The organism is Gelidibacter maritimus (genome assembly GCF_014062315.1).
In the GTDB taxonomy this organism is placed as follows: domain Bacteria; phylum Bacteroidota; class Bacteroidia; order Flavobacteriales; family Flavobacteriaceae; genus Gelidibacter; species Gelidibacter maritimus.
In genome coordinates this window covers 118,076-143,226 of sequence record NZ_JACGLT010000004.1, presented here as the reverse complement: position 1 = coordinate 143,226, position 25,151 = coordinate 118,076, and the positions used below count along the sequence as shown (strand labels likewise).

Below are 25,151 nucleotides of genomic sequence, written 5' to 3'. Positions count from 1 at the left end.
AGCTTTTAACACTCTGCAGGTGCCGCAATTATGGAGATAATTACATATTTACGCCTTGTAGAATTCTCCGTGTGCATGGGACCGAAGAAACCCAAAACACATGATCTTCATTTTTTTGTTTAACATTTAGAATTTTTTATTAAACATGTCGTATATTTAACAAAAATATACGCATTTGAAAATAGTCGTTACTGGTTCTACAGGATACATCGGAAAAAGATTAATCCCCATTCTCATCAATGAAGGTCACGACGTGATTTGTCCTGTCCGCGATACCTTGAGGGCAGATAAGAACCTTCAGGACCATGCTAATATCTCTATTGTAGAGGCCGATTTTCTAAAACCCGAGACACTTAAAAACATTCCCAAAGATATTGATGTTGCTTATTATTTAATTCACTCCATGTCCAGTACGTCAGACGATTTTGCAAAATTGGAGGCGGCTTGTGCTAAAAACTTTAAGACCTATTTTGAAAAGACCAGTGTAAAACAGGTCATTTATTTAAGTGGCATTACTAATGAGGAAAGTCTCTCAAAGCATTTAAAATCGCGGAAACAGGTTGAGGAACTATTGGCCTCAGAAAACTATGCGCTTACCATATTCAAAGCGGGCATTATTGTCGGATCAGGGAGTTCCTCTTTCGAAATTATCAGAGATTTGGTTGAAAAATTGCCGGTGATGATCGCTCCAAAATGGTTGGAGACCAAAACACAGCCTTTGGCAGTTAGAGATATACTGGCATTTTTATCAAGAGCCAAAGGCAAAGAAGCGCTTTATAACAAGAGTTTCGACGTCTTTGGTCCAGAAACCATGACCTACAAGGAGATGTTGCTCAAGTTTGCTGAGATCCGAAATTTGAAGCGCTACATTCTGACGGTCCCGATCATGACTCCAAAACTATCCTCCTACTGGCTTTATTTTGTGACCTCTACGTCGTACAAACTGGCAACTTCTTTAGTAGATAGTATGGGGGTGCAAATTATTGGTAAAAAAAGCAATATTAATGAGTTGCTTGATGTTCATCCCATTAGTTATCGAGAGGCTGTGGATTTGGCATTTGAGAAGATTGAGCAAAACAGTATTGTATCTAGTTGGAAAGATGCGATGGTAAGTAGCGGCGGACTCAAAAGCAGTCTGCATAAATATATTAATGTCCCCACGTACGGCTGCTTCACTGACTACAAAGAGCGTGAGGTAAATGATATGGACAAAACCATTAATAGAATTTGGTCCATTGGCGGTTCTACAGGTTGGTATTATGGAAACTATTTGTGGAAAATAAGAGGCCATCTCGATAAGTTATTTGGTGGTATAGGCTTGAGACGTGGCAGAACGCATGTTTCAGAATTAAATGCTGGTGATGCATTGGATTTCTGGCGTGTGATTTTCAGTGATAAAAAAGAACGTAAGCTATTGCTTTATGCCGAAATGAAACTTCCTGGTGAAGCATGGCTGGAATTCAAAATTGAAGACGGACTATTAAAACAAACTGCCACCTTTAGACCACATGGATTGGCGGGTCGATTATATTGGTATAGTGTATTGCCATTTCATGGTTTTATTTTCAGAGGAATGATTAATAAATTAGTGGAAACTTAGGCGTTGATGTAAATTCAAAACTTACTGATGGAACGCGTGTTGAAATCAGTCTTACCAAAATCTAAACATCGTGGATATTAGCACTTATTTGGATATCTGTTTCCCACAAAATCTATAATCAACAAAATATGCTTGCAATGTGTTAATTATTGTTTAATGTTTTGGCTGTAACTGTAAACGCATATTTATTTTAACTATATTTAGTGCATGATTTTGAACACCACATATACCAATAAAAAGCACGAAGCGCTCATCAATGATCTGGTGGGTAAACCATACAGTTTTTGGCAATCCATTATGATGAAAGGAACGGGTTCCAAGCGTATGATCATTGATGAAGTGAGTCCAAACATGAATAATTATCTCAATAGCGTACCGGATGTTAATTATGCCAATTTGGAGATGCGCCCAGTAGGAATATTGGTCAGAATTAATAAAGGATTAAATACCTACACTTGGGTCATACCGTATTATAAATTGGCCATTAATAAAAGCAGTAATGGCAGTAGTATTCATGCTGAAGGAAAATTTATCAATTTCAGGGCGAACTCAAATTTTAGAGAGAACAAAGGTTTTTTTGACAAACTTTTGAATGAAAAGGTAAAATATGAAGCTGAATACCATACGCTCCCATCATTTCAATAATAATTAGCGTAAAAATTAATTTCCAATTCCAAACGTTGCTTTGCTCTGGAATCTAAATTCTGAAGACAGCACATAAAAAAGACGACATGATTCCAGAAAAAGATTTGAAAATTTTTAAAGTCAATCAACTCATCGAGGATTTCAATGCCACTGAAATTGGAAACGACCATTTATATACCGGGTTGAAAACACCAATAAGATCTGATGCCTTTGCGCTTTCTGATACTGAGAAAAAACAACGCATTGCGCATTTATTTGAAGAAATTATGGATGTGTTAGGATTGGACCTCACTAACGACTCTTTAAAAGGAACTCCAAACCGGGTTGCAAAGATGTATGTTGATGAACTCTTTTCTGGGTTAAATCCAGCAAATAAACCAAAAATAACACTGTTTGATAATAACTATCAATACAATCAAATGTTGGTAGAAAAAAACATTAGCTTCCACTCCAACTGCGAACATCATTTTGTTCCCATATTTGGAAAAGCTCATGTAGCTTATATTTCTTCAGGTAAAGTCATTGGATTATCAAAGCTAAATCGTGTCGTTCAATATTATGCTAAGCGTCCACAAGTTCAGGAACGCTTGACCAATCAGATTGCAGAAGATTTGAAACATATTTTAGGAACTGAAGATGTTGCCGTCATTATTGACGCTAAACATTTGTGTGTTTCCTCACGAGGGATTAAGGATGAGTCCTCAACAACAATTACCTCATATTACGGTGGAAAGTTTGGCGCACCGGAAAAAATCGCCGAATTGCAAAACTATTTAAAAGATTAACATTATGGACATTATTAATGAAGCACTCGAATTTGAGAAGCAAAAATTAAGATCACTCTCTACTAGTGACAGAATAGAAATTTCCAGAAAAGCGAAAAGCCTTATCTTAGGGTTGAATGAGATTTATAAGCGCAAAAAAGACGAACAGATCATGGATATCATGAAACGATTAACGGTCATAAAGCAGAAAGTTGAAAAACGATTAAAAGGGAAACCACTTACTGCATAACAACAATTTAACTGGAACCATTGCGCTATTCAGGTCGAGATCTAATCAGCGCAATGGGTTCCAGCATTTAAATATGCAGTGTCCCTTAGCATTAAAATTAATGGACGAGGTATCTTGGATTATTCTATAAGAGCATCGTTATAATCATAACGATACTAAAATAGAATTTTTTATTTTTAATCAAGAACCTAAGAGCACACCCAATCAAGATTAAAGTCCAATAGACCTAAGCCAATTCCAATACCCATTTTTGGGAGTGTCTCTTTTAAGATGCAATCAAGAACCTCGGAGCCCGACCGGCACGGACAAGTAACCCCACTTGGTCTGAATATGGAATTGACTTTTAAAAAAAAGACTTGCCTCTGGCAACCAAAACCCACAAGTGTGAATTAAAAGTAAGATATGAAATTTATAAAACCACTGCTCGTATTTCTATTCCTAAACTTTGGTGCCTTAGGACTTGGCATCTTACTTATGGGAAATGGTCCAACAAGCGCATGGTACACTTCACTGAACCAAGCACCATGGACGCCACCAAATTGGGTATTTGGAGCAGCTTGGACAGGCGTAATGCTCTGCTTTTCTTTTTACATGACGTTACTTTATCGTAAACAGCCCACCAATAAAGTTATCACCTTATTCATCATTCAATTGGCTTTGAACATTGCTTGGAATTTCATCTTTTTCAACCAGCATTTAATTGCCATTGGATTGATTACGCTTATCGCCTTAACCTTTATTATTACCGTATTTTTAGTTACTTATTTCAGGTTGCTAAAAGCCTATTCATTATTAATTTTTCCGTATTTTATATGGATTTGGATTGCCACCTCACTGAATTTGTACATTTTAATATTTAATTAAATCGAAAAGTTCTTTAAGGAAAACGCCTTATTTTGGGTGTGGGATTAAGGAAATGCACATAACAGATCAAAGGATTAATTAAACAGACACCCACTATCTCGGGCATTACCATGAAGATATACACGCTGCACCAAATACAGAATTTACCCATTAGCGTTGACACGGCATGGGACTTCCTTTCCGATCCAAGAAATTTAAAAACTATTACCCCAGACTATATGGGATTCCATATTCTTTCCGGGGCGGATCGACCTATGTTTGCTGGACAAATCATCCAATATATTGTGACCCCAGTTTTGGGGATTAAAACCAAATGGGTTACGGAGATCACCCATAGTGTAAAAAACGAATACTTCGTCGATGAGCAGCGCTTTGGTCCTTATGCTTTGTGGCATCATAAACATTTTATTAAAGAGATTGATGGTGGGGTTCAAATGGAAGATATCATCGATTACAAATTACCATTTGGTCTCTTGGGACAGATGGCGCACCCCATTATTGTCAAACCAAAGTTGGAGGAGATATTTAATTATAGAAGAAAAAAATTGGAAACACTCTTTGGGGTGTATAACCGGTAAGTTACATAGCAATGTGGAGGCGGCCCTGCCCGTCCGCCTGCCCGTCCGAAGCGATAGCGAAGGCGGGAAGTTGAAATTGCCTGAACATCAAACATCGAATTTTGAATAACGAATGATGAAGTAGAGCATCGCCTGAACTCTGATCATAAAAAATAAAACAAATGAAAAACCCTATCAATATCTTCTGGTTCCGTCGCGATTTAAGATTGGATGACAATATCGGTTTCTATGAGGCTTTAACATCCGAGCACCCTGTCTTACCCATTTTTATATTTGACCCGGAAATCCTGGACGATCTGCCTAAAACGGATGCTCGGGTAAATTTTATTTTTGATTCGCTTCAAAAAATGCGGACCAACTTAAAAAACGAGGACGGTAGCAGTCTGGCCATATACTACGGAAAACCCCTGGAGGTGTTCAAACAGCTGATTAAGGACTTTGACATTGCCGAAGTTTATACCAATCACGATTACGAACCTTATGCCCAAAAGCGCGATTCGGAAATAAAGAAATTTCTGTCCTCAAAGAACATCAACTTACGCACTTTTAAAGATCAAGTTATTTTCGAAAAAGATGAAGTGGTTAAAAAGGATGGTAAGCCGTATATGGTGTTCACACCTTATATGAAGCTCTGGAAGGACCATTTTAAAACTATTGACTTAAAGATCTATTACACCAACTCCCACCGTTCTAATCTCATTAAAAACACGAACCTTCCAAATGTAAGCTTATCAGACATTGGGTTTAAGAACGCCTCTCAAAAAATTGCCGATTATGACGTAACGCCAACATTAATTCAGGACTACGAACAAACCCGAAATTTCCCCGCCAAGGATAGCACGTCCCGATTAGGTCCTCATTTGCGTTTTGGCACGGTCAGCATCCGGAAAATAATGAAAAAAGCCATTGCTGAAAAAAATGAAGTATTTTGGCAGGAGCTCATCTGGCGTGAATTCTTTATGCAAATTCTATGGCACTTTCCACACACGGTCAACGAAAGTTTCAAACCAAAATACGACCGCATTGAATGGCGTAATAATGAAGAAGAATTTAAGCGGTGGTGCGAAGGCAAAACCGGATATCCACTGGTTGATGCGGGGATGCGTCAATTGAACGAAACGGGTTTTATGCACAACCGGGTGCGGATGTTGGTCGGCAGTTTTCTATGTAAACATTTATTAATTGACTGGCGTTGGGGCGAAGCCTACTTCGCTGAGAAATTGCACGACTACGAGATGTCAAGCAATGTTGGGAATTGGCAATGGGTTGCAGGAAGTGGTGTAGATGCCGCTCCTTATTTTCGCATTTTTAATCCGACCACCCAAATTGAAAAATTTGATAAGGACTTGAAATACATCAACAAATGGGTCCCTGAATTCCAAGAAACATCCTATCCCGAAAAAATGGTGGATCATAAAGAGGCCAGACTGCGCTGTTTGGAAGTCTATAAGCGTGCTTTAGATTAAGAACTATTGTTTAAAAAAATTGCGAACACCTTTTTATTTTAATTTCATTAAATGGAATGGAATTATTGGTGGAAGACATCTCCTACCGGGTCTCACAAACTCACTGAAAAAACGCATTTAATGATCAATCGGCAGTTAAATGAGCTGAAATAAATTATTGCATAAAAAAATGCCTCAAAAAAACTGAGGCATTTCATATTAATAATTTTATAGTCTGAGGTAATCAGCTCACTCTTTTAATTTTTGCACCGATAGCTCGTAATCGCTCATCAATGCGCTCATACCCACGATCAATTTGTTCAATATTATGAATGGTGGATGTTCCTTTTGCCGATAAGGCGGCAATCAGGAGCGAAACCCCCGCTCTAATGTCTGGAGAGGTCATTGTGGTTCCTTTTAAGGTCGATTTGAAATCATGTCCTATAACGGTAGCGCGATGCGGATCGCAAAGAATGATTTTTGCGCCCATATCAATCAATTTATCCACAAAGAACAATCGGCTTTCAAACATTTTTTGATGCACTAAAACAGCACCTCTTGCCTGCGTGGCAACCACTAACACAATGCTCAACAAATCTGGAGTAAATCCAGGCCATGGCGCATCAGATACCGTCAGAATGGAACCATCGATATAGTTTTGAATTTCGTAGCCATCTTTATGTGCTGGAATATGAATATCGTCACCCGATCTTTCAACGGTAATCCCAAGTTTCCTGAAGACATTAGGTATCTGTCCCAAATCATCCCAACTGACATTTTTAATGGTCAGTTCACTTTTGGTCATGGCCGCCAAGCCAATCCAGCTACCAATCTCAATCATGTCCGGGAGCATCTTATGCTCTGTTCCCTTTAAAGCATCTACGCCCTCAATAATCAGCATATTGGAACCAACACCACTGATGTTAGCGCCCATTCGGTTCAGCATTTTACAAAGTTGTTGCAAATAAGGCTCACAAGCCGCATTGTAAATGGTGGTTGTTCCTTCGGCCAACACAGCAGCCATCACAATATTGGCCGTTCCGGTTACGGAAGCCTCATCCAAAAGCATATACGTCCCTTTTAAACGGTCTGCTTCCACACCATAAAAATGGTCCTCACGGTTGTAACGGAATTTAGCACCCAGATTGATAAAACCTTCAAAATGAGTATCCAGTCGTCGACGCCCGATTTTATCACCGCCAGGTTTTGGAATATAACCTTTTCCAAAACGCGCCAATAGTGGACCTACAATCATTATAGAGCCTCGAAGTCCCTTACCATCTTCTTTAAATTCAGGAGATTCAAGGTATTTTAAGTTGATGTCATCCGCTTGAAAGGTATAGGAGCCAGAACCAATTTTATTGATTTTAACACCTAAATTTTGTAAAAGTGAAATGAGTTTATTGACATCTATGATGTCCGGTATATTATGGATGGTAACAATTTCCGGGGTGAGTAAAACAGCACATAAAATCTGTAGTGCCTCATTTTTTGCACCTTGAGGCTGTATGCTTCCCTTTAATTGATGACCTCCTTCAATTATAAATGTTGTCATGTATAGTTAATAGCGTTTTCTATTGCGGCTGGAACCGCCCTTTTTGGAATGTGATTTTTTAGAACTTGAAGAATATTTCTTTTTGTTTCGCATCAACGTGCTGACGTCAGACAGATCTTCATCGGTTTTTTTCAAATTGATCTTCCCTCCTGACAATTCATACAAGTGACTGAAAATCACTTCGTCTTCTACGGTATCCTTGTTCCAATTCAGGAAACATTTTTTCATGTGGTTGGCAATGGTATAGATCAACGCCTCTTTTAACTCGCCGTCTTCCCATGTATTGGCCACATCAATCATCGTTTTGATATTGTTGCCGTAAAAACGGTATTTCGGAAAATTTTGCGGGTATTTTAAAGGTTCGGGATGGGCCTGTAAATCTTCCTTTATAGGTTTCGGATATGGCGAATCCACATCCAAATCGAAATCTGCCATAATAAATAACTGATCCCATAGCTTATGCTGAAAATCAGGCACATCTCTTAAGTGCGGTTGCAAGTTACCCATGACCGAAATAATGGCTTTCGAAACTTTATTGCGTTCTTCTTTTGTCTCACGCGCTTTGGCGTAATTGATCATCTTTTGTAAATGTCTTCCATATTCAGGAATGATCAAATGTTCACGCTCAGTATTGTATTCTAAATTGTCTATCAAAATATTAAAGTGTAGTTTTAAATGTTATGCATCGGAGTGTTTTTGTGCACGTGTGCAAAATACGAAAAAAAACAAAGAAAGTTTAATTGTCCTATAAAAGTTTCGCAAAAAGACGCAAATCAGTCTATAGTTGGCAGTCCTCAGTAGACAGTCCTCAGTTGCAGTCTCAGTTGGTTGAACTTCACTGATTAGTGTTGACCGATATTCAAGAATCGACATTCTTCAATCCGCCCGTACCGAGATGGCACGTTCGGGCGGGTCGTTAATTGTTAATCAAATATAGCAGTGAACTCAAAACCCACTACCAACTACCAACTACCCACTACCAACTACCCACTACCCACTACCAACTACCAACTACCCACTACCCACTACCCACTACCCACTACTCACTACCCCACTAAACTCTACAACGAAATCACTCCTTCCACATTATCTGCCACTTCCTTGTATTTTTCTATAACACTTTCGGGTGTTGCCATCTGCAGATTAATGGACACGCTGGTATATTTTCCGTTTTTTGAGGCTTTGGTTTTTATCACCGCCCCCATATTATCAAAAACAGATGCTATTTGTTGCACTTTATCCCCCTCTGATACAACGATAAACTTATAGAGATATTCTGATGGCCAACTCGCTGTTGCATAAAGTTGCGATCGTAATTTATCGTAAAACTCGTCTTTATTTTTGTCTGTGCTCATAATCTTTCTTATTCAACTGCAAAGATACATTTTACTTTACATTTTTTAGTTTCTATTAAAATTACGATTTTTGCATCCAAAATCCTGCCAAATTGAGCACAAAGAAAATTGTTATTACTGGAGGACCAGGCACTGGGAAATCATCAATAATAGAAGAATTAAAACGAAGAAGACACATTTGCTTTGATGAAATCTCAAGACAAGTAACCCTTGAAGCGCGAGAAAACGGCATAGAACAACTTTTTTTGTCACAGCCCCTACTCTTTAGCAAATTATTGTTAGAAGGCCGTGCAAAACAATATACGGAAGCTGACACCTATAAAAACACCTCTGTATTTCTTGACCGAGGTCTGCCTGATGTATTGGCCTATATGGATTTTTATGGCAGTGACTACCCAGAGAGCTTTGTAAAAGTATGCCGAAATAGCCCCTACGATACTGTTTTCATTGTAACCCCATGGGAAGCCATTTTCCAAAGTGACAATGTCCGTTATGAAACCTTCGAACAGGCAGAGCAAATTCATGAGCAGCTTCTCAACACTTATAAAATGTTTGGATATGATCTGGTTCATATTCCTTTTGACACGGTAAAAAATCGCGCAGACTTTATATTAGATTCCTTAAATTTATAGCGATGTCACATCCTATAATCATTTTAGAACGTTATTGGCAGCACACTTCTTTTCGTCCGCTGCAAGAGGAGATTATCACTGCAGTTCTAAATAACGAGGATACTTTTGTTCTACTGCCCACAGGTGGTGGAAAATCGATATGCTTTCAGGTGCCCGCCTTGGTAAAAGACGGTATATGTATTGTCGTTTCTCCTTTAATTGCCTTGATGAAAGATCAGGTAGATCAACTTAAAGCCAAAGGCATAAAAGCGATGGCCATTACCAGTGGCATCCCATACAACACTTTAGATACCCTCTTGGACAATTGCATTTATGGGAATTATAAATTCCTTTATCTCTCTCCAGAACGCTTACAGCAGACCTTAGTTCAAGACCGGATCCAACAAATGCCTGTCAATTTAATTGCGGTTGATGAGGCACATTGCATCAGTCAATGGGGGAATGATTTTAGACCTGCCTATAAAAATATTGATATCTTACGTCAGTTGCACCCTTCCGTCAACGTGGTGGCACTTACGGCAACGGCTAAGCCTAAAGTCGTACAGGAAATCATGACAGAATTGGATTTTATGGCGCCAAAAGTTTTTCAGGCTTCTTTTAAAAGGCCAAATATTGCTTACATGGTTTTGGATACTAATGATAAGCACTACAAGATTGAACAAATTCTAAAAAAATATCCAGGCACCTCAATAATTTACGTCAGGACGAGACGTGCAACCATAGAAATTCATTCGTTTTTAGTATCGAAAGGCATTTCTTCCACGTTCTATCACGGTGGCATCAGCAGCAAAGAAAAGAGTGCGCATTTAGAGCAATGGACCTCCAATCAAAAAATGGTAATGGTGGCCACCACAGCTTTTGGAATGGGTATTGACAAAGCAGATGTCAAAACCGTAATTCATATCAATCTACCAGAAAGCCTGGAAAGTTATTACCAAGAAGCAGGACGTGCTGGCCGGAACGGCGAAAAAGCCTTTGCAGTTATCTTAAAAAATGCTTCAGACGAATTAAAATTGAAACATCAGTTCTTAAGCACTTTACCTTCTGTTGATTTTATTAAGAAAGTGTATCGGAAACTCTGTAATTACTTCCAGATCTCCTATGGCGAAGGTCATTTGACCCAACATCAGTTTAACTTTAATGTGTTCTGTAAAACCTACGGCTTTCCGACGAGCACCACGTATAATGCCCTTCAGATTTTAGACCGCAACAGCGTTATCAGTTTATCTCAACAATTCAATTACCAAACCAAACTCCAATTCCTGATCAGCAGTCCGGCGTTATTTGGATATCTCAACACCCATAGATCTTTTGAACCCGTTATCAAAGCAATTTTGCGCACCTATGGCGGTATTTTTGACCAGCAATTGAAAATTAACCTCAATTTGGTTTCGGACAAGGCAAATGTTACTGAAAAACAAGTTTTGAGTATCCTACAGCAATTGGAAAAAGATGACATTGTAGATTTCCATCACTCCAATACCGATTCTGAATTGACCTTTCTACAGCCTCGAGAAGACGACAAGACCATTAATAGAATTGCCCCTATTATTAAACAACAGCAACGCTTAAAAGAAAATCAGATAGATGCGGTTATTAACTATATTTCTGATGATAAACATTGCAAGAGCATGATGCTGTTGGAATATTTTGGGGAGAAGAACAGCACCCCTTGCGGTATTTGTTCCTACTGTATTTTACAAAAACCAAAAGGTAAAACCTCGTCTAAAAAAAGTATATCCAATGAGATCATTTTGCTTTTAGAAAACCAACCTTTAAGTTCAAGAACATTAGTTGAACAGATGCAACATTCTGAACCAGAGGTTTTGGAAACACTGCAACTGATGTTGGCCAATGACATCTTGGATATTACGGCTAACAATTTGTACAAAATAAAACACACATGAAAAAAAAGGAATTAAGAATTGTTTTTATGGGCACCCCAGAATTTGCGGTGGCCACTTTAAAATTACTGGTTGAAAACGATTATCAGATTGTTGGGGTCATCACCGCCCCTGATCGTCCTGCGGGACGCGGACAAAAACTGCAACAATCGGATGTGAAGCAATATGCGCTTTCTAAAAACTTAACCCTGCTACAGCCAACCAATTTAAAGGATGCCGCATTTTTAAAAGAATTAAAATCCTTAGATGCCAATGTACAAATTGTGGTGGCTTTTAGGATGCTACCTGAAGTGGTATGGAAGATGCCCAAATATGGCACTTTTAATCTCCATGCGTCCCTCCTCCCCGATTATAGAGGTGCAGCACCAATCCATTGGGCAGTAATCAACGGCGAAAAGACAACAGGAGTGACCACTTTTTTTATTGATGATAAGATTGACACTGGTGCCATTATACTACAAAAGGAAGTTAGCATTGAAGAAGATGAAACCGTTGGCACTTTGCATGATACCCTTCAGGAGGTTGGAAGTGAATTGGTGATTGACACCTTGAAATTAATAGAAACGGACACGGTAAAGACCACAGTCCAACCTAAAGTAGAACAGCCCAAAACCGCTTATAAGCTCAATAAGGCCAATTGTAAAATTGATTGGAGTCAGGACTTGGATGCCATCTACAACAAAATCAGGGGACTCAATCCATTTCCGGGGGCTTGGTGTTATCTTAAAACGAAGGATGAAAAATTAACGGTCAAATTATTTGCGGTTTCCAAAGAGGAGGTTTCGCATTCAGAAGCACCTGGAACAATAATTACCACTAAAAATGAGTTAAAAGTTGGAGTTCAAGGTGGTTACCTATTTATTAATGAAATGCAGTTACCTGGAAAGCGAAAAATGGAAATCAAGTCGCTTTTGAATGGATTTAGTTTTTCTGAGGATGACAAAATGCTGTAAACCCTTATGGGCATTGATATTACAAGAAATCGACAAAAACCAGTCTCCTTTATTAACAAATGGCCAAAGTTATCAACAAAAACCCGCATTTCCCTTGTCATTACTTGCGTGAATGAATATTCCGTATAATTTTGTATGAGGATTTGACAATATGTTAACCCAACTATTAATTAATAATTAAAATTATAATTTTATGAACAAAACAGATTTAATCAATGGAATGGCTGAAAATGCTGGAATTACCAAAGCAGCAGCTAAAAAAGCATTAGATTCTTTATTGACTGATATCGAAAGTACTTTACAAAAAGGTGATAGAGTATCTTTAGTAGGATTTGGATCTTGGTCAGTTTCTAAAAGATCAGCAAGAGAGGGCAGAAACCCACAAACAGGTAAAACTATCCAAATCAAAGCTAAAAACGTAGTAAAGTTCAAAGCTGGTTCTGATTTAAGCAGTGCTGTAAACTAAGATCACATTTAAATATATTTGAAAGTCCACTGACTCCAGTGGACTTTTTTTATGCGATTTTTTAACAAATTTATTGGAATTTTAGAAAATATGTTTTAGATTTAATTTCAAATCATGACTTATGATTACAATTAAACCCGAAAAAGGACATCTTCTAATTGCCGAACCCTCCATTATTGGAGACACATCTTTTAACCGTTCCGTTATTTTATTGGCCGATCATACCGTTGAAGGATCTGTAGGTTTTATTTTAAATAAACCTTTAGAATACACTTTAAAGGATTTAGTGCCAAATACGGACGCTGAATTTAAAGTATATAACGGAGGTCCGGTTGAACAGGACAACCTTTATTTTATCCATAAAATTCCAGAATTAATACCAGAAAGTATCGAAATTTCTTTGGGTATCTATTGGGGTGGCGATTTTGATGTAGTGCTCAACCTTATCAATAAAGGCGCCATTAAACCTTGTGACATCCGGTTTTTCCTTGGGTATTCCGGCTGGGAACCTTCTCAATTGGAAAGTGAACTGGAATTCAATTCTTGGATCGTTACTGAAAACATCTACAAAAAAGCTATCATTGAAAAAAAGGAGGACAGCTTCTGGAGAGAAAAGATGTTGGAATTGGGTGGCGACTACAGTATTTGGTCAAATGCGCCTGAAAACCCTACTTACAACTAAGAGAGTCTGATTTTTGTATTCAGTCTTTCTATGAGCTGTTTTGATACGTCTCGTGTGAATTCTTTTTTCCTATAGTTGGTTATCGGCTGAATTCCAACAATGCAATTGGTTATAAACAACTCATCTGCCTTTTGAAGTTCAAAGGGAGAAATGGGTGATTCCTCCAAAGTATAACCCTCAAGTTTTTCAATGAGCTCCATAATTTGCGTTCTCATTACCCCTTTAAGACAGCCTTCAGACAACGGTGGCGTCTTAATAACCCTATCCTTCACTAAAAACAAATTACCATTCAAAGCCTCTACCACGGTTTTATCGGTATTTAGCAACAAACAGTTTTCGAAATTATTTTCCTTGGCAAAAATACCTCCTAAGATATTAATGCTTTTATTATTGCTCTTTAATGTGGACAATAGTCCAGGTGCCACATAGAAATCCTTGAACAGCTCAACTGTATATTGTTCTGTGTTTAAGATATAAAAGTCAGAATCCATTTGTTCTGTGAGGATATTATAAGCAACATTATTGGAGGTCGGGGTATATTTACCGCCTTCCACCCGATGGACGTTCATACGTACTCTTGCAGTGGCCTTCAGTAATTGATTTGCCTCAACCGTCCTTAAAATTTCACTTTCTATAAATTCCATGGTAAAGTTCATGGGAATTTCCATCCTGAGAATGCGCATGGAGGCCATTAATCTAAAATAATGATCTTCCCAAAACAAGATTTTCCCGTGCACCACCTTTATGGTTTCAAAGAGTGCATCGCCGTAGGCATAACCTCTGTTTTCGATGGACAATAATTGTGAGGAAGAGTCGTGAAGGGTACCGTTAAAATTAACCATAAAAAAAGTCTCGAAGTTTTAAAAAATCGAGACAAATATACTATTTATAAAAAAGAGTTGGTCTAAGCAGAGCCCAAAACCTGTTTTAAATCGGAGATTTGATTTTCCCAAAGCATTTTGGCTTCGTCAACCTCGTCCTCTTCTGTAAAGTCAGTGACAATTATGGATACATCCTTAGTGATTTCATCCACTTGGATTCTGATTTCAAAGAAATAAGATTCCCCGTCATCTTCATCATCCATCCATCTGAATTTTACCCGTTCCCCACTTTTCTTGCTGAGCAATTTGGCTTTTTCTTCACTGTCATTCCAAATAAATGTAAAAAACTCGCCACGGGAGTTGACATTGTCTGCAAACCATTCAGATAAGCCTGAAGGTGTCGATATATATTGATATAATAGTTGAGGGGATGACTGAATGGGAAACTCCATTTCAAATTTTATTTTTTCTTGCATAGGTCTATTTTGTTAACCTGCTCAATATATAATTATTTGTTTAGTTTAAAGACAAATTGACAAAATTAATTTTATCGTATTTTTATGGTTTTATTGTTTGGTGAGATTAATAATGTTTTTATATTTGCAGCCTTAAATTATGGCACCGTGGCCTTATGGCCTATGCTCCCAAATTGAGGACACCTTTTAAGGGGAGGCATTGGATAGCATATCCAATACGTGTAAAAACATAATTAATGGCGAGGTAGTCCGCCTGAACGAATTCATTCGGACAGGCTCAGCTGGTTACCTGCCCGTACTGAACGGCACGTTCGGGCGGGGAGCGTCGGATTCAAAGTCTGATGCTCTTCGATGAGTAAAATTAATGGCGAGGTAGTCCGCCTGAACGAATTCATTCGGACAGGCTCAGCTGGTTACCCGCCCGTTCCGAAAAGGTACGTTCGGGCGGGGAGCGTCGGATTCAAAGTCTGATGATCTTCGATGAGTAAAATTAATGGCGAGGTAGCTCAGCTGGTTAGAGCGTCGGATTCATAACCCGGAGGCCTCGGGTTCAAGTCCCGATCTCGCTACAGTAAACGATGGAAAAGTCAAGATGTCAAAGTCTTGACTTTTTTATTTTACATTGAGACCTACTCGACCCATATTACCTTTAAAATATCCCAATTATAACTGCAATGAGGAATGGATTGTCCATAGCATTGATACGCTATAGATACGCTATACCTATTGTTTATATTGCTGGTTTTTATTACTTTAGGACCTATGGCACGACAAAAGGGAATATTTAAAATTACAGGGACCATAGGCGGCATAAATTTTTATATCACCAAGGGCGTAGGCTATGCCAGAAAAGCAGGCGGTGGATTTGATGGCCATGCCATTCGCACCCAAGCTAGTATGCAACGGGTACGTGAGAATGCCAGTGAATTTGGGCACAGTAGTAGCGTCAAGAAAGCGTTTCGGTTGGCGCTACTACCTTTTATGAATGAGGTTCAAGACAAGAAATTTCATTCTAATCTGATGCAACTTTTTCTGCAACTCAAAACGTTGGATATGGTTTCTGAGCGTGGCAAGCGCCGTGTTCATCAAGGTTTACAAACAGCTAAGGGACGGCAGATATTGCGGCAGTATGATTTGACGCCAAAAAATAAGGTTTTAGAGGCCCTTTGCAAATCCACGGTCTTTGATTGGCCATCTCAAACCTTGAAGGTTTCACATTTTAATTTGGCGGGTATCAAAGCTCCAACATCTGCCACACATCTTGGAATTTCACTTGGTATTTTAGACTTTGACTTTGAGAGTCTCGAAAGCTCTTTAGTGGTCTCTCCGACTCGGTTTATAGACCTTGACGCCGAGCCTATTTCTTTTGAGCTGACTCCTGACGTGATAAGGTCGTCGGTACATACCGGGATTGTATTAATGGGGGTCAGGTATTTTGAGGTTATTTCCGAAGAGGTGTATGGTTTGGAGACTTTATGCGGGGTTCGGATTATAAATATTATTTAACTGTTTAGGACATTGAACGTCATTATGTTTCCAATCTCTGTTGGTGGTCATTTCGCTCTTCTAGTAGATCAGCACATTTGAATTTTATTGGTAACGCTGACCAATCAAAGTAATTAGTGTTCAATTTATTAGCAATTACGTAGTGCATTCCTCAGAATCCGCTTTCTTATTTGCTTATTTTATTTATAATTAGCGTTGAAAATATGTGTTTTCTGCAGGGAGTAAAATGATGTTGATTTATTTCTTTTGCTAATTTTAAAAATCCAAAAGTAAATTGATACGGTCGCTGAATTTTACGGATTTCAATTCGATTACTCAACTCGGTTTCGTTTTTTTAATGGCTGCCAACTATAGGTTAGACGTTTCAAAATCATATTCAACTTGACAATACTTTCTTAAGTGGCCACATATTGATATAAAATGGATGCACTTCCATATTGCCAATAAGAAAATAGTTTAATTCAACAATACCAATGACCACATCACACCCAAAATAAAAATTTAATCTGTCAGAATCTAAGCTTTTATTGGACAAAAAATAAGCCGTTAGTCCAAAATTAATGGTCTGAGATTTAACCTTTAGGAAGCTTTAGGTCTTTACATACCTCTATTAATAATTCACATGGATCTTCGTCAATAGCAAGAGAAATCAAGTATAACTCACTCACTCTCAATTGTGTTTTTCGGTTATTCGAAAGCTCACTTAATCTTGTTTTGCTAATGCCAGTTTTACGAGATACATCCGATCTATTTATCGATTTTTTAGCAAAGTAGAGCCCTAAATTTGTCATATATATCCTGTTTTCGGTATATAAAGTTAGTATATAAGATAAACCTTTCCGATTTTCTAAACTTATATTTGTTATTATGTCTTAATTTATGTACATTAGTTCCGATTCTATGAAATATTTGTCCGAATATGCAAATTTATTTTTTTTATTATGTATGAAATAAACAACTCAAATATGGAATTGGTAATAAATAAGCTTATCAACTGTCTTGAAGTAAGATCTATTTATAAAACAGAAATTGAATTCCAACAGGATGGCAAATCACTGTTAATTGTAATCCTCAAAGGAAGTTGCTCTTCTTTGACCAAAGAATTATCAGCAATGGTCGCCAAAATATTTCAGGAAGAAACAAATTATCTATACAGGATATTTTCGTTTGAATATGCACTTCAACAACTAAAAGAAGACAACCTGTTTTATGTGCATGGTTGTGTATGGGAAAAATTGATCTATCAGCATCCTGATGAAGAATTAGACAACTTTTACGAATATAGATTTTCCGAACAAACACTGAGCCATATACAATCAGCTTTTGAAAAAGAACATAATAAAATCACAGCTTTTATGGATGGCGCTCTCTTTTTTGTCGAGAAAAATAATCTTTGTCATGCCGCTTACATGTTCCATCAATATATCGAATTATGGTTTCGACTCGGTGCATTGTTGACTATGGGAAAGGAGCGTAAAAGCCATAGCATCAAAGAACTCCAGAAGTACATCAATTTATATTCCCCACACCTCGGAAAACTTTTCAAAACCGAGATAGAAGAAGAACTTAATCTTTTAAAGCTGCTTGATGATGCTTATATCACCACACGTTATGAAAACAATTACCATATCAACTTAGAGCAAGTTCTCGACATCCAAGAGAAGGCAAAACTAATCGAAACGCTAGTTTCCAATTTATTTACAGAGAAAATGTCTTCCTGTAAAAAGATTATAAATAAACAAGATTCTTCTGAAGAACAAATGTCGGAAACCAATGGCGAATTGATTTTGGATAAGCTAAAAAAACTTACTCAGGAACATTTTTATATTTTAAAACCGCACCCTCATAGGAAAGATATTTTCCACATAAACCTTTTGGCTAATGGCTATCTTGAAACGTCCTTTATGATAGCCAACTTATTAAAAGTCTGCGTTATGGCTTTGGAAGCAGATTATGGCCCAAATCATCTTATTAAGGAACCAGAAAATAATATAAGTGAAGTTCTTGGGTATGCTCTACAAATGATACCCTATGAGGAGATGGATTTCTTGGATAAGGTTAAGGAGTTGTTAGCGGTTAAGGAACCATAGCGTTAACATTTTAAAATGAGAACCATGAAAAACGACGTGTAGATGAACGTTGTCGCGTATTCAATAACCCTTTTATACTGGTGATGAACTCTTAAAGTTTACTGAATTTTTCCATTAGATATGGTTGAGATTAAGCCACACAGAAACATATAACCTATAAATAAATTATCATGAAGCACCCTGAAGTAAAACTAATAGAAAAACTAAATTATCACAAGTCGGATCACACCCCAATCCTAATTCCCCATCTACACTTTAAAGGCAAATACCAACCTTCATATTTTTATGTGGATGACCATACTGATTTGATCATGACTGTGCGCGCCTTAATTTATCTATCCATGAAAGTTATCGATCCCGAATCCGAAAAGGATGACATCTTGGAAAGAAACAAGGATGAATACGTTCAGCAAACCTTGAAAATCGCCAATCGTTTATTGCCTTGGGGCGAGGAGGCCCTAATGGATCACATTAACGAGTTTTATAGAGCGCAAAAAACAATTTAACAAACCTTAATCGCCATGAAAATAAAAAAGAAGGAACTCAAGAAATTAATAAAATCGGCAAAATATAAATTGGATACGTTGCGACCATCGGACATTCAAAAAAACAAATTCAAACCTTCTTATTTGCAGTTTGAAGGCTACCTCGATTTGTTTACTACAATCGAAGCCTTAATCCATGTTAGTATCCTTGCCACACAGGGTGATCCATACTCTCCACCCCATGTCAAGGATCATGGCAGAGACATTCGAAGAACGCTGGAACTGGCCAGTAAATTATTACCATTTGAAGAAGGTGAATTTTTGGATGACGTCCATATTATGATGAAGCAATTGGAATCACAACCTTAGCGACTGGATTGAAGATTATGATAGAGACACACTTACCTCGGAATAAATCTTTTCACGAAATGTGGAGGAATGAATTAAACTGTAAAATTATTCTACTTCTAATGCCAATTCTTAAGGTGTACTACTACCGCAACTGGTAGGAACATATATTTCCTTACCAATAAAATCTTGAAAATCCCGAGTTTCAGTAGCCAAGGAAAAATAAACCAATTGACCCGTCCTAAAATAGCTCTATTTTATAACAAACAAATCGCCCTCTACGTGCCAACGCTGAAAGAGAAGGACGAGATGATGACGCGGTTGGAGCGGTTGATTGAGGGGAAGTAATGTGGCATTGGAAGCCTTCTGAAATGGGATCCATGGAACATGAGATTGCCGCGCTCGTGCCTCGCTCGCAATGACGGGTGATAATCCCTAAACTACCTCAACATCTTTATAAAAACTCAGCAACATTTTATTCGCTGAATTAAATAATGACTTGCCACTAAACCACTTTTAAGAAAACCGCAAGGTATTTGAAGTTAAAAGTCTTATCTTCATGAATAATTAACCTTAAATTCAAATCATTATGGCAGTCAAACACATTCCAACCAATGAAGTCCATGTAGGCAGCAAAGGCGGCACTACTGGATGCGGTACAGACACGAACAAGCTTTCCACTCATTGGGAAAATACAAATGAGCGGGTCACTTGTAGGAAAAACGGGTGTAATTAAGTTGTTTTTCCTAATAAATAAGGCACGTTTAAGATAGATGTGCCTTATTTATCAGGACGCAGGGAGCGTATTAAACGAGCAAAAGTATCATAGTTTCAATAGGACATTAATTATCTCCAATATCAGTTGCTTTAAGTATGTCTTTTATGAAATGCCCCTCAGTTAATTTACCTCAAGTCTATCTCGAACAAAATCACATCGGGCGTGCACCGCTCCTATTATCTTCATCCATTGGAGTGAATCCAATTTATTATGAACCTATATTCACCATATCGATTTTTTCTACAGACTGTGTCAAGGTGTCAAACAAACACTTTAATATTTCATCCATAACCAATATCTGTGTTTCGGTGTAATGAATGTTACCATGTGCATATTGAGCATGTTTATCCACTCTGATGTAGAACTGTTTGCCATCAAGCTTTTCAAACAAAAATTCCGTATTTGCCAGACACGAATTCGCGTATACGCAAAGCTGCCATAGGTTAAAAGCTGAAAGTTGATTGGGTAGGTATGCGGTAGAACTATAGACCAAAGTACGCAAGATTCTCAGCACGCAGGTACTAAACAATATAGGCAATGTTCCTGTTGTGGACTCATCATTGTGTTGGCGCAGAATAAAATAAGATGAGACTATTTTCTTGGTAGCTCTAAAATAATAATCAAGATCAGGATAAGCGCAGGTATATGGATGTCTCCAATGAAGTAACGGCCATGGCGATGCGGATGGATATACTCGGTGTTCAGGAATCATTACCGCTTGAAAGAATTGTTGATGAACGTAGAGGTGCTCTTGGATCCATATGCGGCTATGACCGATAAGCACCACCTCGCATTCATATCGGTCTGCTATGGATTGTTGCAACCGATTGAGGGTGCTTGTGCCCAAACCCGAACCAATAAGTAGTAGGTAATACAGAAGACCAGTTGCAGTGTCCTTAGTTCCAAAACAGTAAACTTCTTCTGGGGTTACGGTCTTTACGAGATATGAGACGATTTTAGCCAATTCAGAGGAGGTTGTTGCAGACGTATCAGCAACAACATAAGTTTGCGATGGGAGATGCTTCTTAATAAGGTATTTCAATTCGGAAAATCGGTCGACCACCATTTTGGATAATTGATCATCTATTGCTTGTACATTCGCCAATAGCTCTGGAATTGTATGGCAATTATCTGCATTCCCTGCGTCTTTCTCAGCTTTTTCCATTTGTGATATCAAATAATAGCTCCGCTCTGAACTATTCACAAACAAGCGTTCTAAGCCAGGAACAACATGGGAAAGTCTATAAATGCGTTGGTGCAGATTATCTGAGAAAAAATCGTTCCCGAAATACAGCGTCTCCAAATAAGTGATGTGTTTTTTAAAAGTTGAATGATAAATCAAAAACACCGATGTTATGGCATTAAGCGATTCGAACTTACGCGCCTGTGTAAGCAGGAGATCATAACTGGAATGAAATCTTTCACGGTAATCATGGTATCTCTTTTTAAATCTTTCCCTTTTAATCTCCAACCCGTCCGATGCATCAGGATGCTTATAAATTAGAGCTCCTTTGTGGCAGTAATAAGCAATGAACGGATTCCCAATCTTATCGTACCGTATCATTAATAAATAGCGGATGACGTTTACCTGTACACTGAATTGTTCTCTGGCGCGACGCACCCATTTGCGGGAGGCCACTTTAGAAACATCACTATATTCGCCCATAACAACAATGAGTTGGGCCAATGCCGATGTGGTGGCTGGATGGTAGAAAATTTGTGCGACAGCCAATTCTCTGGTCAATTGCAGTAGTTTTTCTTGCAAGGAGCTGTCAAGGGCTGTGGATTTGAAAGGTGTTTCCATGAGATATATTTTTTAAAAGTTACCTATCAAAGCTCTCCTATAACAATCGGATATTCTATTCCCTAAAAGGATAAAATATCCCAAAGGGTGTTTAAAAATTCAAACCGTCTAAAGGCCACGTATGTGAATCAGCCAACTGGCATCCAGCATCTTGAGCAGGTGGTTGTAGGGGTTAAACAAATCCCATGTAATAACATCTGGGATTGGGCTTAGTGAAAAAAGTACAATTTCAAAGCATGCGAAATCAAATTCGCTTAAGGTGTGGCTCCTAAATGCTTTTTGAAATACGAGCAAAGGATTTTTATATTCCTCAGGCGTTAACGCGCCTAGGCCAAGATCTTTTGGAATATGAGCGCTCTCCTTCACCCGATAGCTTTCTGTGTGCACCTGCAAAACATAACCCACCCGCAATAAGGAATGTAAGACCATATGGATTGTTAAGGCATGTCCTGGATTCTTTTTAAAGAACACTTTGTTTTTATAACAATAAGACATCATGCTGGTTAAAAAATGCTTCAATTCATGAAGATGTGCATAATCGAATAACGCCGAGAGCAAGGCATAGGGACAATTGATTTCGTAACCTGCCCATGGGCTGGCTTCAAAGGATAAGGTCTTGGAGTCCATAGATAAGCTAATTTTAAAGTTGAGTTAAAGAAAAGTCATTACCCAAGGATAAACCATTATATAAAGGGATATTTTATCCCCTAAAAAGAGATATTATACTGGATATTTTCGCTAATTTTACCTTTCAACATACCAACCAATTGGCTATAGAAATCGCCAGTCTTAATTCGAGTACTATGGAACAGAAAATACATCAAGGACGCAACGTCAAACGATTCAGGGAAATGCTGGGCATAAAGCAGGAAGCCCTTGCCTATGAACTTGGTGAGGATTGGAACCAAAAAAAGATTTCCATCCTGGAGCAAAAGAATCAGATTGAAACGCCTTTGCTGGAACAGATTTCTGAGGTGCTCAAAATACCTGTAGAAGCCTTTCGAAATTTTGATGAGGAGCAGGCTGTGAATATTATTTCGAATACATTCACAGATTTTAAAGATGGAGCATCCGCAATCAATATAAAACCTGTATTTAATCCTATTGAGCAAATCATAAAACTCCACGACGAAAAAATCGCGCTCTTTGAGCGGATGCTGAAAGAGAAGGACGAGATGATGGCGCGATTGGAGCGGTTGATTGAGGGGAAGTAATGTGGCATTGGAAGCCTTCTGAAATGGGATCCAAGGCACATGAGATTACCACGCTCGTGCCTCGCTCGCAATGACGGGTGATTGGACTGGAAAATATTTACCAAGAACCCCGTCCGCTCAAAACTTTCTAAGATTTTCTTCTCGCTTCCCTGATCCAATTTGTTATCTGCATCAAAAACATTCGTTTTATTAATACCTAATCTTGCTGATTGTATCATATTACTATGTTAGTTTTGTAAGTAAAAACTCAGCATATTCGATATAATTATTATATTTAAACCCTCCCTCAAAAAACAACCCGTTTTTAATTAGTTAATCCACAAAATAGTAAAAAGTAACAGGCTCTACCCAACAAATATGAATGGGTTGGATGACTAATTCAAACAATAGAATGCAATTAATAAATACAGAACACAGTTTTTCGTTTTATAATAACCTACTATCAGCTAAAGAACCCGACAACGAATTTGATATTAATCAATTGATTGAAGTTATCAGGTATGGCTATATAAAAAATGAAATTCATTCCCTGAGAGGTTTAAATGACAAACAGGAAAAAAACAGACTAAAGCAATCGAAGTTACCTTGCGTCACCTTATCTGGAACTTTCGAAAAAAGAAGTAAGCAATATCTACAAGAGCACTCGGGGTTAATTCAAATAGACATCGACGACTTAGAAGATTATGATTCTGTTTTCAACACCTTAATTTCAGATGAATTTACGTTTGTAGCATTTAGAAGCCCAAGTGGGAATGGCATCAAGCTAGTAGTAAAAATAAACCCCTCTATTGACACCCATTTAGAGCAGTTTCTTTCGCTTGAAAAATATTACTTGGACGAGTATAATATAAAAATAGATAGTGCCTGCAAGGATATTGCGAGATGTATGCTATTATCCTATGATCCAAACATCTATTGCAACCCATTCTCAGAGGTATATGCAGAATTATATATACCTGAAATTAAAGAAACACCTGAGAAGCACCATAGAGTAAATTATAAGATTAATCTTAATTCAAATAATGATAAAGACATTATTGAAAATCTAACGTTAGAAATTGAAAGAAACAACATAGATATTACTGATGGTTATATCAATTGGATAAGAATTGGCTTTTCGTTAGCGACCGCATTAGGTGAAAGTGGTAGAGATTACTTTCACAGATTATCAAGATTTAACGGAGGCTATCGACCAAGAGATTGCGATAAACAATTCACGAATTTGTTAATTAGAAATAACAGGGCTATCACTTTAGGTACATTAATTTATATAGCACGTATGAATGGTGTTGAAGTTATATTTCCTTCTCAAAAAGATAAAAAACCAACACTTTCAGCAAGCACTAAATCAGGGTATAATAAGTCTGCATTATCTGAAGCTATAAAGCGTAAAAGATTGGAATTGGCTAATAAAGCAGGGAATCCCGCTTATACCATTTTCTCCAATAAAACCTTAGATGAATTGGTGGAAAGAATGCCGAAAACAGAAGTTGAATTTCTGGACATCTATGGCATCAGTCAGAAGCGATGTGATGCCTATGCGAAGGACTTTTTACCTATTATAACCAAATATAAAGGAAATGGTACTTCTACTGAAAAGCCAGTAGTTCAAAAGTACGTTATACCAAAACTAAAAAATCAAGACGAAAGGTTATTCCAGGAACTAAGAGAGTTTAGACTTAACCACGCATTAGAAAAAGGATTAAAAGCATTTCATGTATTCGGAAACACTACACTTTATGAGATTATTGAATCTAAGCCAAAAACTAAAGAAGAGCTACTTGATGTTAAAGGTATTGGTGAGCGGAAATTGGAGCAAATTGGTGACCCTATTTTGGAGATTATCACTAAATATGCCTCATAGAATTTATCTCATGGAAAAATATTTATACAACAGCTTATATTACTATGCTATGTGCTGTTTATGTATGAGTTC

27 protein-coding genes and 1 tRNA gene are annotated in these 25,151 nt (G+C 37.8%); 20 read left to right on the top strand and 8 right to left on the bottom strand.

Features of this window, described 5'->3' with window-relative positions; genetic code table 11:
* Positions 1-175: 175 nt before the first annotated feature.
* The 7 genes from H3Z82_RS06780 to H3Z82_RS06750 all read left to right on the top strand — a co-directional run bounded on the left by H3Z82_RS06780 (position 176) and on the right by H3Z82_RS06750 (position 6,167).
* Entirely contained in the window at positions 176-1,600 is a 1,425-nt protein-coding gene (locus H3Z82_RS06780; protein ID WP_182203997.1) for an SDR family oxidoreductase, read from the top strand.
* A 207-nt stretch (positions 1,601-1,807) separates the two neighbouring features.
* Entirely contained in the window at positions 1,808-2,245 is a 438-nt protein-coding gene (locus H3Z82_RS06775; RefSeq protein ID WP_182203994.1) for a hypothetical protein, read from the top strand.
* An 86-nt stretch (positions 2,246-2,331) separates the two neighbouring features.
* Entirely contained in the window at positions 2,332-3,030 is a 699-nt protein-coding gene (folE, locus tag H3Z82_RS06770) for a GTP cyclohydrolase I FolE (RefSeq protein WP_182203991.1), read from the top strand.
* Between the two features lie 4 nt (positions 3,031-3,034).
* Positions 3,035-3,259: a hypothetical protein gene (locus H3Z82_RS06765; protein WP_182203989.1), complete on the top strand. Its 225-nt coding sequence runs from the start codon at positions 3,035-3,037 to the stop codon at positions 3,257-3,259.
* A gap of 402 nt (positions 3,260-3,661) precedes the next feature.
* Entirely contained in the window at positions 3,662-4,123 is a 462-nt protein-coding gene (locus tag H3Z82_RS06760) for a TspO/MBR family protein (RefSeq protein WP_182203987.1), read from the top strand.
* A gap of 110 nt (positions 4,124-4,233) precedes the next feature.
* On the top strand, positions 4,234-4,701 hold the full coding sequence (locus H3Z82_RS06755) for an SRPBCC family protein (RefSeq protein ID WP_182203984.1): 468 nt from the start codon (positions 4,234-4,236) through the stop codon (positions 4,699-4,701).
* Positions 4,702-4,862: 161 nt separating this feature from the next.
* Positions 4,863-6,167 (top strand): cryptochrome/photolyase family protein, encoded by a 1,305-nt coding sequence (locus tag H3Z82_RS06750; RefSeq protein WP_182203982.1) that lies wholly within the window; start codon positions 4,863-4,865, stop codon positions 6,165-6,167.
* 223 nt (positions 6,168-6,390) lie between these two features.
* Here H3Z82_RS06750 and murA read toward each other — a convergent pair whose 3' ends face one another.
* From murA to H3Z82_RS06735, 3 genes are all read right to left on the bottom strand, one after another.
* Positions 6,391-7,701 (bottom strand): UDP-N-acetylglucosamine 1-carboxyvinyltransferase, encoded by a 1,311-nt coding sequence (gene murA / locus H3Z82_RS06745; RefSeq protein WP_182203980.1) that lies wholly within the window; start codon positions 7,699-7,701, stop codon positions 6,391-6,393.
* Between the two features lie 6 nt (positions 7,702-7,707).
* Entirely contained in the window at positions 7,708-8,355 is a 648-nt protein-coding gene (locus H3Z82_RS06740; protein ID WP_182203978.1) for a DUF4290 domain-containing protein, read from the bottom strand.
* Positions 8,356-8,762: 407 nt separating this feature from the next.
* A complete protein-coding gene (locus H3Z82_RS06735; protein ID WP_182203976.1) occupies positions 8,763-9,056 on the bottom strand; it encodes a DUF493 family protein in 294 nt (97 codons plus the stop codon).
* Positions 9,057-9,148: 92 nt separating this feature from the next.
* Between H3Z82_RS06735 and H3Z82_RS06730 the strand changes: the two genes are divergently transcribed.
* The 5 genes from H3Z82_RS06730 (at position 9,149) to H3Z82_RS06710 (ending at position 13,693) form a co-directional block, all read left to right on the top strand.
* On the top strand, positions 9,149-9,688 hold the full coding sequence (locus H3Z82_RS06730; protein ID WP_182203974.1) for an AAA family ATPase: 540 nt from the start codon (positions 9,149-9,151) through the stop codon (positions 9,686-9,688).
* A gap of 2 nt (positions 9,689-9,690) precedes the next feature.
* Complete coding sequence (locus H3Z82_RS06725; protein ID WP_182203972.1) at positions 9,691-11,595, top strand: RecQ family ATP-dependent DNA helicase; 1,905 nt, start codon at positions 9,691-9,693, stop codon at positions 11,593-11,595.
* On the top strand, positions 11,592-12,545 hold the full coding sequence (fmt, locus tag H3Z82_RS06720; protein WP_235982392.1) for a methionyl-tRNA formyltransferase: 954 nt from the start codon (positions 11,592-11,594) through the stop codon (positions 12,543-12,545). The genes H3Z82_RS06725 and fmt overlap by 4 nt, the downstream gene beginning before the upstream one ends.
* Positions 12,546-12,738: 193 nt before the next feature.
* On the top strand, positions 12,739-13,011 hold the full coding sequence (locus H3Z82_RS06715; RefSeq protein WP_182203970.1) for an HU family DNA-binding protein: 273 nt from the start codon (positions 12,739-12,741) through the stop codon (positions 13,009-13,011).
* 121 nt (positions 13,012-13,132) lie between these two features.
* The gene (locus H3Z82_RS06710) at positions 13,133-13,693 is read left to right on the top strand and encodes a YqgE/AlgH family protein (RefSeq protein WP_182203968.1); all 561 of its coding nucleotides are present in this window, start codon (positions 13,133-13,135) and stop codon (positions 13,691-13,693) included.
* Here the strand turns inward: H3Z82_RS06710 and H3Z82_RS06705 are convergent.
* Both H3Z82_RS06705 and H3Z82_RS06700 read right to left on the bottom strand, forming a co-directional pair.
* Positions 13,690-14,535: an aminotransferase class IV gene (locus tag H3Z82_RS06705; RefSeq protein ID WP_182203966.1), complete on the bottom strand. Its 846-nt coding sequence runs from the start codon at positions 14,533-14,535 to the stop codon at positions 13,690-13,692. The two genes, H3Z82_RS06710 and H3Z82_RS06705, sit on opposite strands and share 4 nt — an antisense overlap.
* A gap of 62 nt (positions 14,536-14,597) precedes the next feature.
* Positions 14,598-14,990: an START-like domain-containing protein gene (locus tag H3Z82_RS06700; protein WP_182203963.1), complete on the bottom strand. Its 393-nt coding sequence runs from the start codon at positions 14,988-14,990 to the stop codon at positions 14,598-14,600.
* Between the two features lie 495 nt (positions 14,991-15,485).
* Here H3Z82_RS06700 and H3Z82_RS06695 point away from each other — a divergent pair.
* Positions 15,486-15,559: transfer RNA gene (locus H3Z82_RS06695), tRNA-Met, on the top strand.
* 193 nt (positions 15,560-15,752) lie between these two features.
* Positions 15,753-16,496, top strand: coding sequence for a hypothetical protein (locus tag H3Z82_RS06690; RefSeq protein WP_182203961.1), 744 nt, complete (start codon positions 15,753-15,755; stop codon positions 16,494-16,496).
* A 572-nt stretch (positions 16,497-17,068) separates the two neighbouring features.
* Here H3Z82_RS06690 and H3Z82_RS06685 read toward each other — a convergent pair.
* Positions 17,069-17,287 carry a helix-turn-helix domain-containing protein gene (locus tag H3Z82_RS06685; RefSeq protein WP_182203959.1) on the bottom strand — a complete coding sequence of 73 codons (219 nt, stop codon included), beginning with the start codon at positions 17,285-17,287 and terminating at the stop codon, positions 17,069-17,071.
* Between the two features lie 174 nt (positions 17,288-17,461).
* Between H3Z82_RS06685 and H3Z82_RS06680 the strand changes: the two genes are divergently transcribed.
* The 4 genes from H3Z82_RS06680 (at position 17,462) to H3Z82_RS06665 (ending at position 20,155) form a co-directional block, all read left to right on the top strand.
* Entirely contained in the window at positions 17,462-18,586 is a 1,125-nt protein-coding gene (locus H3Z82_RS06680) for a HEPN domain-containing protein (RefSeq protein WP_182203956.1), read from the top strand.
* 170 nt (positions 18,587-18,756) lie between these two features.
* A complete protein-coding gene (locus H3Z82_RS06675; RefSeq protein ID WP_182203954.1) occupies positions 18,757-19,092 on the top strand; it encodes a hypothetical protein in 336 nt (111 codons plus the stop codon).
* Positions 19,093-19,107: 15 nt separating this feature from the next.
* Positions 19,108-19,440, top strand: a complete 333-nt coding sequence (locus H3Z82_RS06670; RefSeq protein ID WP_182203951.1) for a hypothetical protein — start codon at positions 19,108-19,110, stop codon at positions 19,438-19,440.
* Positions 19,441-20,008: 568 nt separating this feature from the next.
* On the top strand, positions 20,009-20,155 hold the full coding sequence (locus H3Z82_RS06665; protein ID WP_182203949.1) for a hypothetical protein: 147 nt from the start codon (positions 20,009-20,011) through the stop codon (positions 20,153-20,155).
* 250 nt (positions 20,156-20,405) lie between these two features.
* On the opposite strand, the gene H3Z82_RS06660 is transcribed toward H3Z82_RS06665, so the two are convergent.
* Both H3Z82_RS06660 and H3Z82_RS06655 read right to left on the bottom strand, forming a co-directional pair.
* Positions 20,406-22,001 (bottom strand): hypothetical protein, encoded by a 1,596-nt coding sequence (locus H3Z82_RS06660; RefSeq protein ID WP_182203946.1) that lies wholly within the window; start codon positions 21,999-22,001, stop codon positions 20,406-20,408.
* A 108-nt stretch (positions 22,002-22,109) separates the two neighbouring features.
* Positions 22,110-22,628 (bottom strand): hypothetical protein, encoded by a 519-nt coding sequence (locus H3Z82_RS06655; protein WP_182203944.1) that lies wholly within the window; start codon positions 22,626-22,628, stop codon positions 22,110-22,112.
* A 176-nt stretch (positions 22,629-22,804) separates the two neighbouring features.
* Between H3Z82_RS06655 and H3Z82_RS06650 the strand changes: the two genes are divergently transcribed.
* Both H3Z82_RS06650 and H3Z82_RS06645 read left to right on the top strand, forming a co-directional pair.
* The gene (locus H3Z82_RS06650; RefSeq protein WP_182203941.1) at positions 22,805-23,215 is read left to right on the top strand and encodes a helix-turn-helix domain-containing protein; all 411 of its coding nucleotides are present in this window, start codon (positions 22,805-22,807) and stop codon (positions 23,213-23,215) included.
* Positions 23,216-23,606: 391 nt separating this feature from the next.
* Entirely contained in the window at positions 23,607-25,079 is a 1,473-nt protein-coding gene (locus tag H3Z82_RS06645) for an HRDC domain-containing protein (RefSeq protein WP_182203939.1), read from the top strand.
* The last annotated feature ends 72 nt before the right edge of the window (positions 25,080-25,151 follow it).

Coding starts and splice junctions, on each gene's coding strand:
- H3Z82_RS06735 (WP_182203976.1), bottom strand. CDS start 9,056: ATGAGCACAGACAAAAATAAAGACGAGTTTTACGATAAATTACGATCG.
- H3Z82_RS06775 (WP_182203994.1), top strand. CDS start 1,808: ATGATTTTGAACACCACATATACCAATAAAAAGCACGAAGCGCTCATC.
- H3Z82_RS06655 (WP_182203944.1), bottom strand. CDS start 22,628: ATGGACTCCAAGACCTTATCCTTTGAAGCCAGCCCATGGGCAGGTTAC.
- H3Z82_RS06760 (WP_182203987.1), top strand. CDS start 3,662: ATGAAATTTATAAAACCACTGCTCGTATTTCTATTCCTAAACTTTGGT.
- H3Z82_RS06680 (WP_182203956.1), top strand. CDS start 17,462: ATGGAATTGGTAATAAATAAGCTTATCAACTGTCTTGAAGTAAGATCT.
- murA (WP_182203980.1), bottom strand. CDS start 7,701: ATGACAACATTTATAATTGAAGGAGGTCATCAATTAAAGGGAAGCATA.
- H3Z82_RS06650 (WP_182203941.1), top strand. CDS start 22,805: ATGGAACAGAAAATACATCAAGGACGCAACGTCAAACGATTCAGGGAA.
- H3Z82_RS06755 (WP_182203984.1), top strand. CDS start 4,234: ATGAAGATATACACGCTGCACCAAATACAGAATTTACCCATTAGCGTT.
- H3Z82_RS06700 (WP_182203963.1), bottom strand. CDS start 14,990: ATGCAAGAAAAAATAAAATTTGAAATGGAGTTTCCCATTCAGTCATCC.
- H3Z82_RS06765 (WP_182203989.1), top strand. CDS start 3,035: ATGGACATTATTAATGAAGCACTCGAATTTGAGAAGCAAAAATTAAGA.
- folE (WP_182203991.1), top strand. CDS start 2,332: ATGATTCCAGAAAAAGATTTGAAAATTTTTAAAGTCAATCAACTCATC.
- H3Z82_RS06670 (WP_182203951.1), top strand. CDS start 19,108: ATGAAAATAAAAAAGAAGGAACTCAAGAAATTAATAAAATCGGCAAAA.
- H3Z82_RS06710 (WP_182203968.1), top strand. CDS start 13,133: ATGATTACAATTAAACCCGAAAAAGGACATCTTCTAATTGCCGAACCC.
- H3Z82_RS06645 (WP_182203939.1), top strand. CDS start 23,607: ATGCAATTAATAAATACAGAACACAGTTTTTCGTTTTATAATAACCTA.
- fmt (WP_235982392.1), top strand. CDS start 11,592: ATGAAAAAAAAGGAATTAAGAATTGTTTTTATGGGCACCCCAGAATTT.
- H3Z82_RS06665 (WP_182203949.1), top strand. CDS start 20,009: ATGGCAGTCAAACACATTCCAACCAATGAAGTCCATGTAGGCAGCAAA.
- H3Z82_RS06675 (WP_182203954.1), top strand. CDS start 18,757: ATGAAGCACCCTGAAGTAAAACTAATAGAAAAACTAAATTATCACAAG.
- H3Z82_RS06715 (WP_182203970.1), top strand. CDS start 12,739: ATGAACAAAACAGATTTAATCAATGGAATGGCTGAAAATGCTGGAATT.
- H3Z82_RS06685 (WP_182203959.1), bottom strand. CDS start 17,287: ATGACAAATTTAGGGCTCTACTTTGCTAAAAAATCGATAAATAGATCG.
- H3Z82_RS06705 (WP_182203966.1), bottom strand. CDS start 14,535: ATGGTTAATTTTAACGGTACCCTTCACGACTCTTCCTCACAATTATTG.
- H3Z82_RS06725 (WP_182203972.1), top strand. CDS start 9,691: ATGTCACATCCTATAATCATTTTAGAACGTTATTGGCAGCACACTTCT.
- H3Z82_RS06750 (WP_182203982.1), top strand. CDS start 4,863: ATGAAAAACCCTATCAATATCTTCTGGTTCCGTCGCGATTTAAGATTG.
- H3Z82_RS06690 (WP_182203961.1), top strand. CDS start 15,753: ATGGCACGACAAAAGGGAATATTTAAAATTACAGGGACCATAGGCGGC.
- H3Z82_RS06660 (WP_182203946.1), bottom strand. CDS start 22,001: ATGGAAACACCTTTCAAATCCACAGCCCTTGACAGCTCCTTGCAAGAA.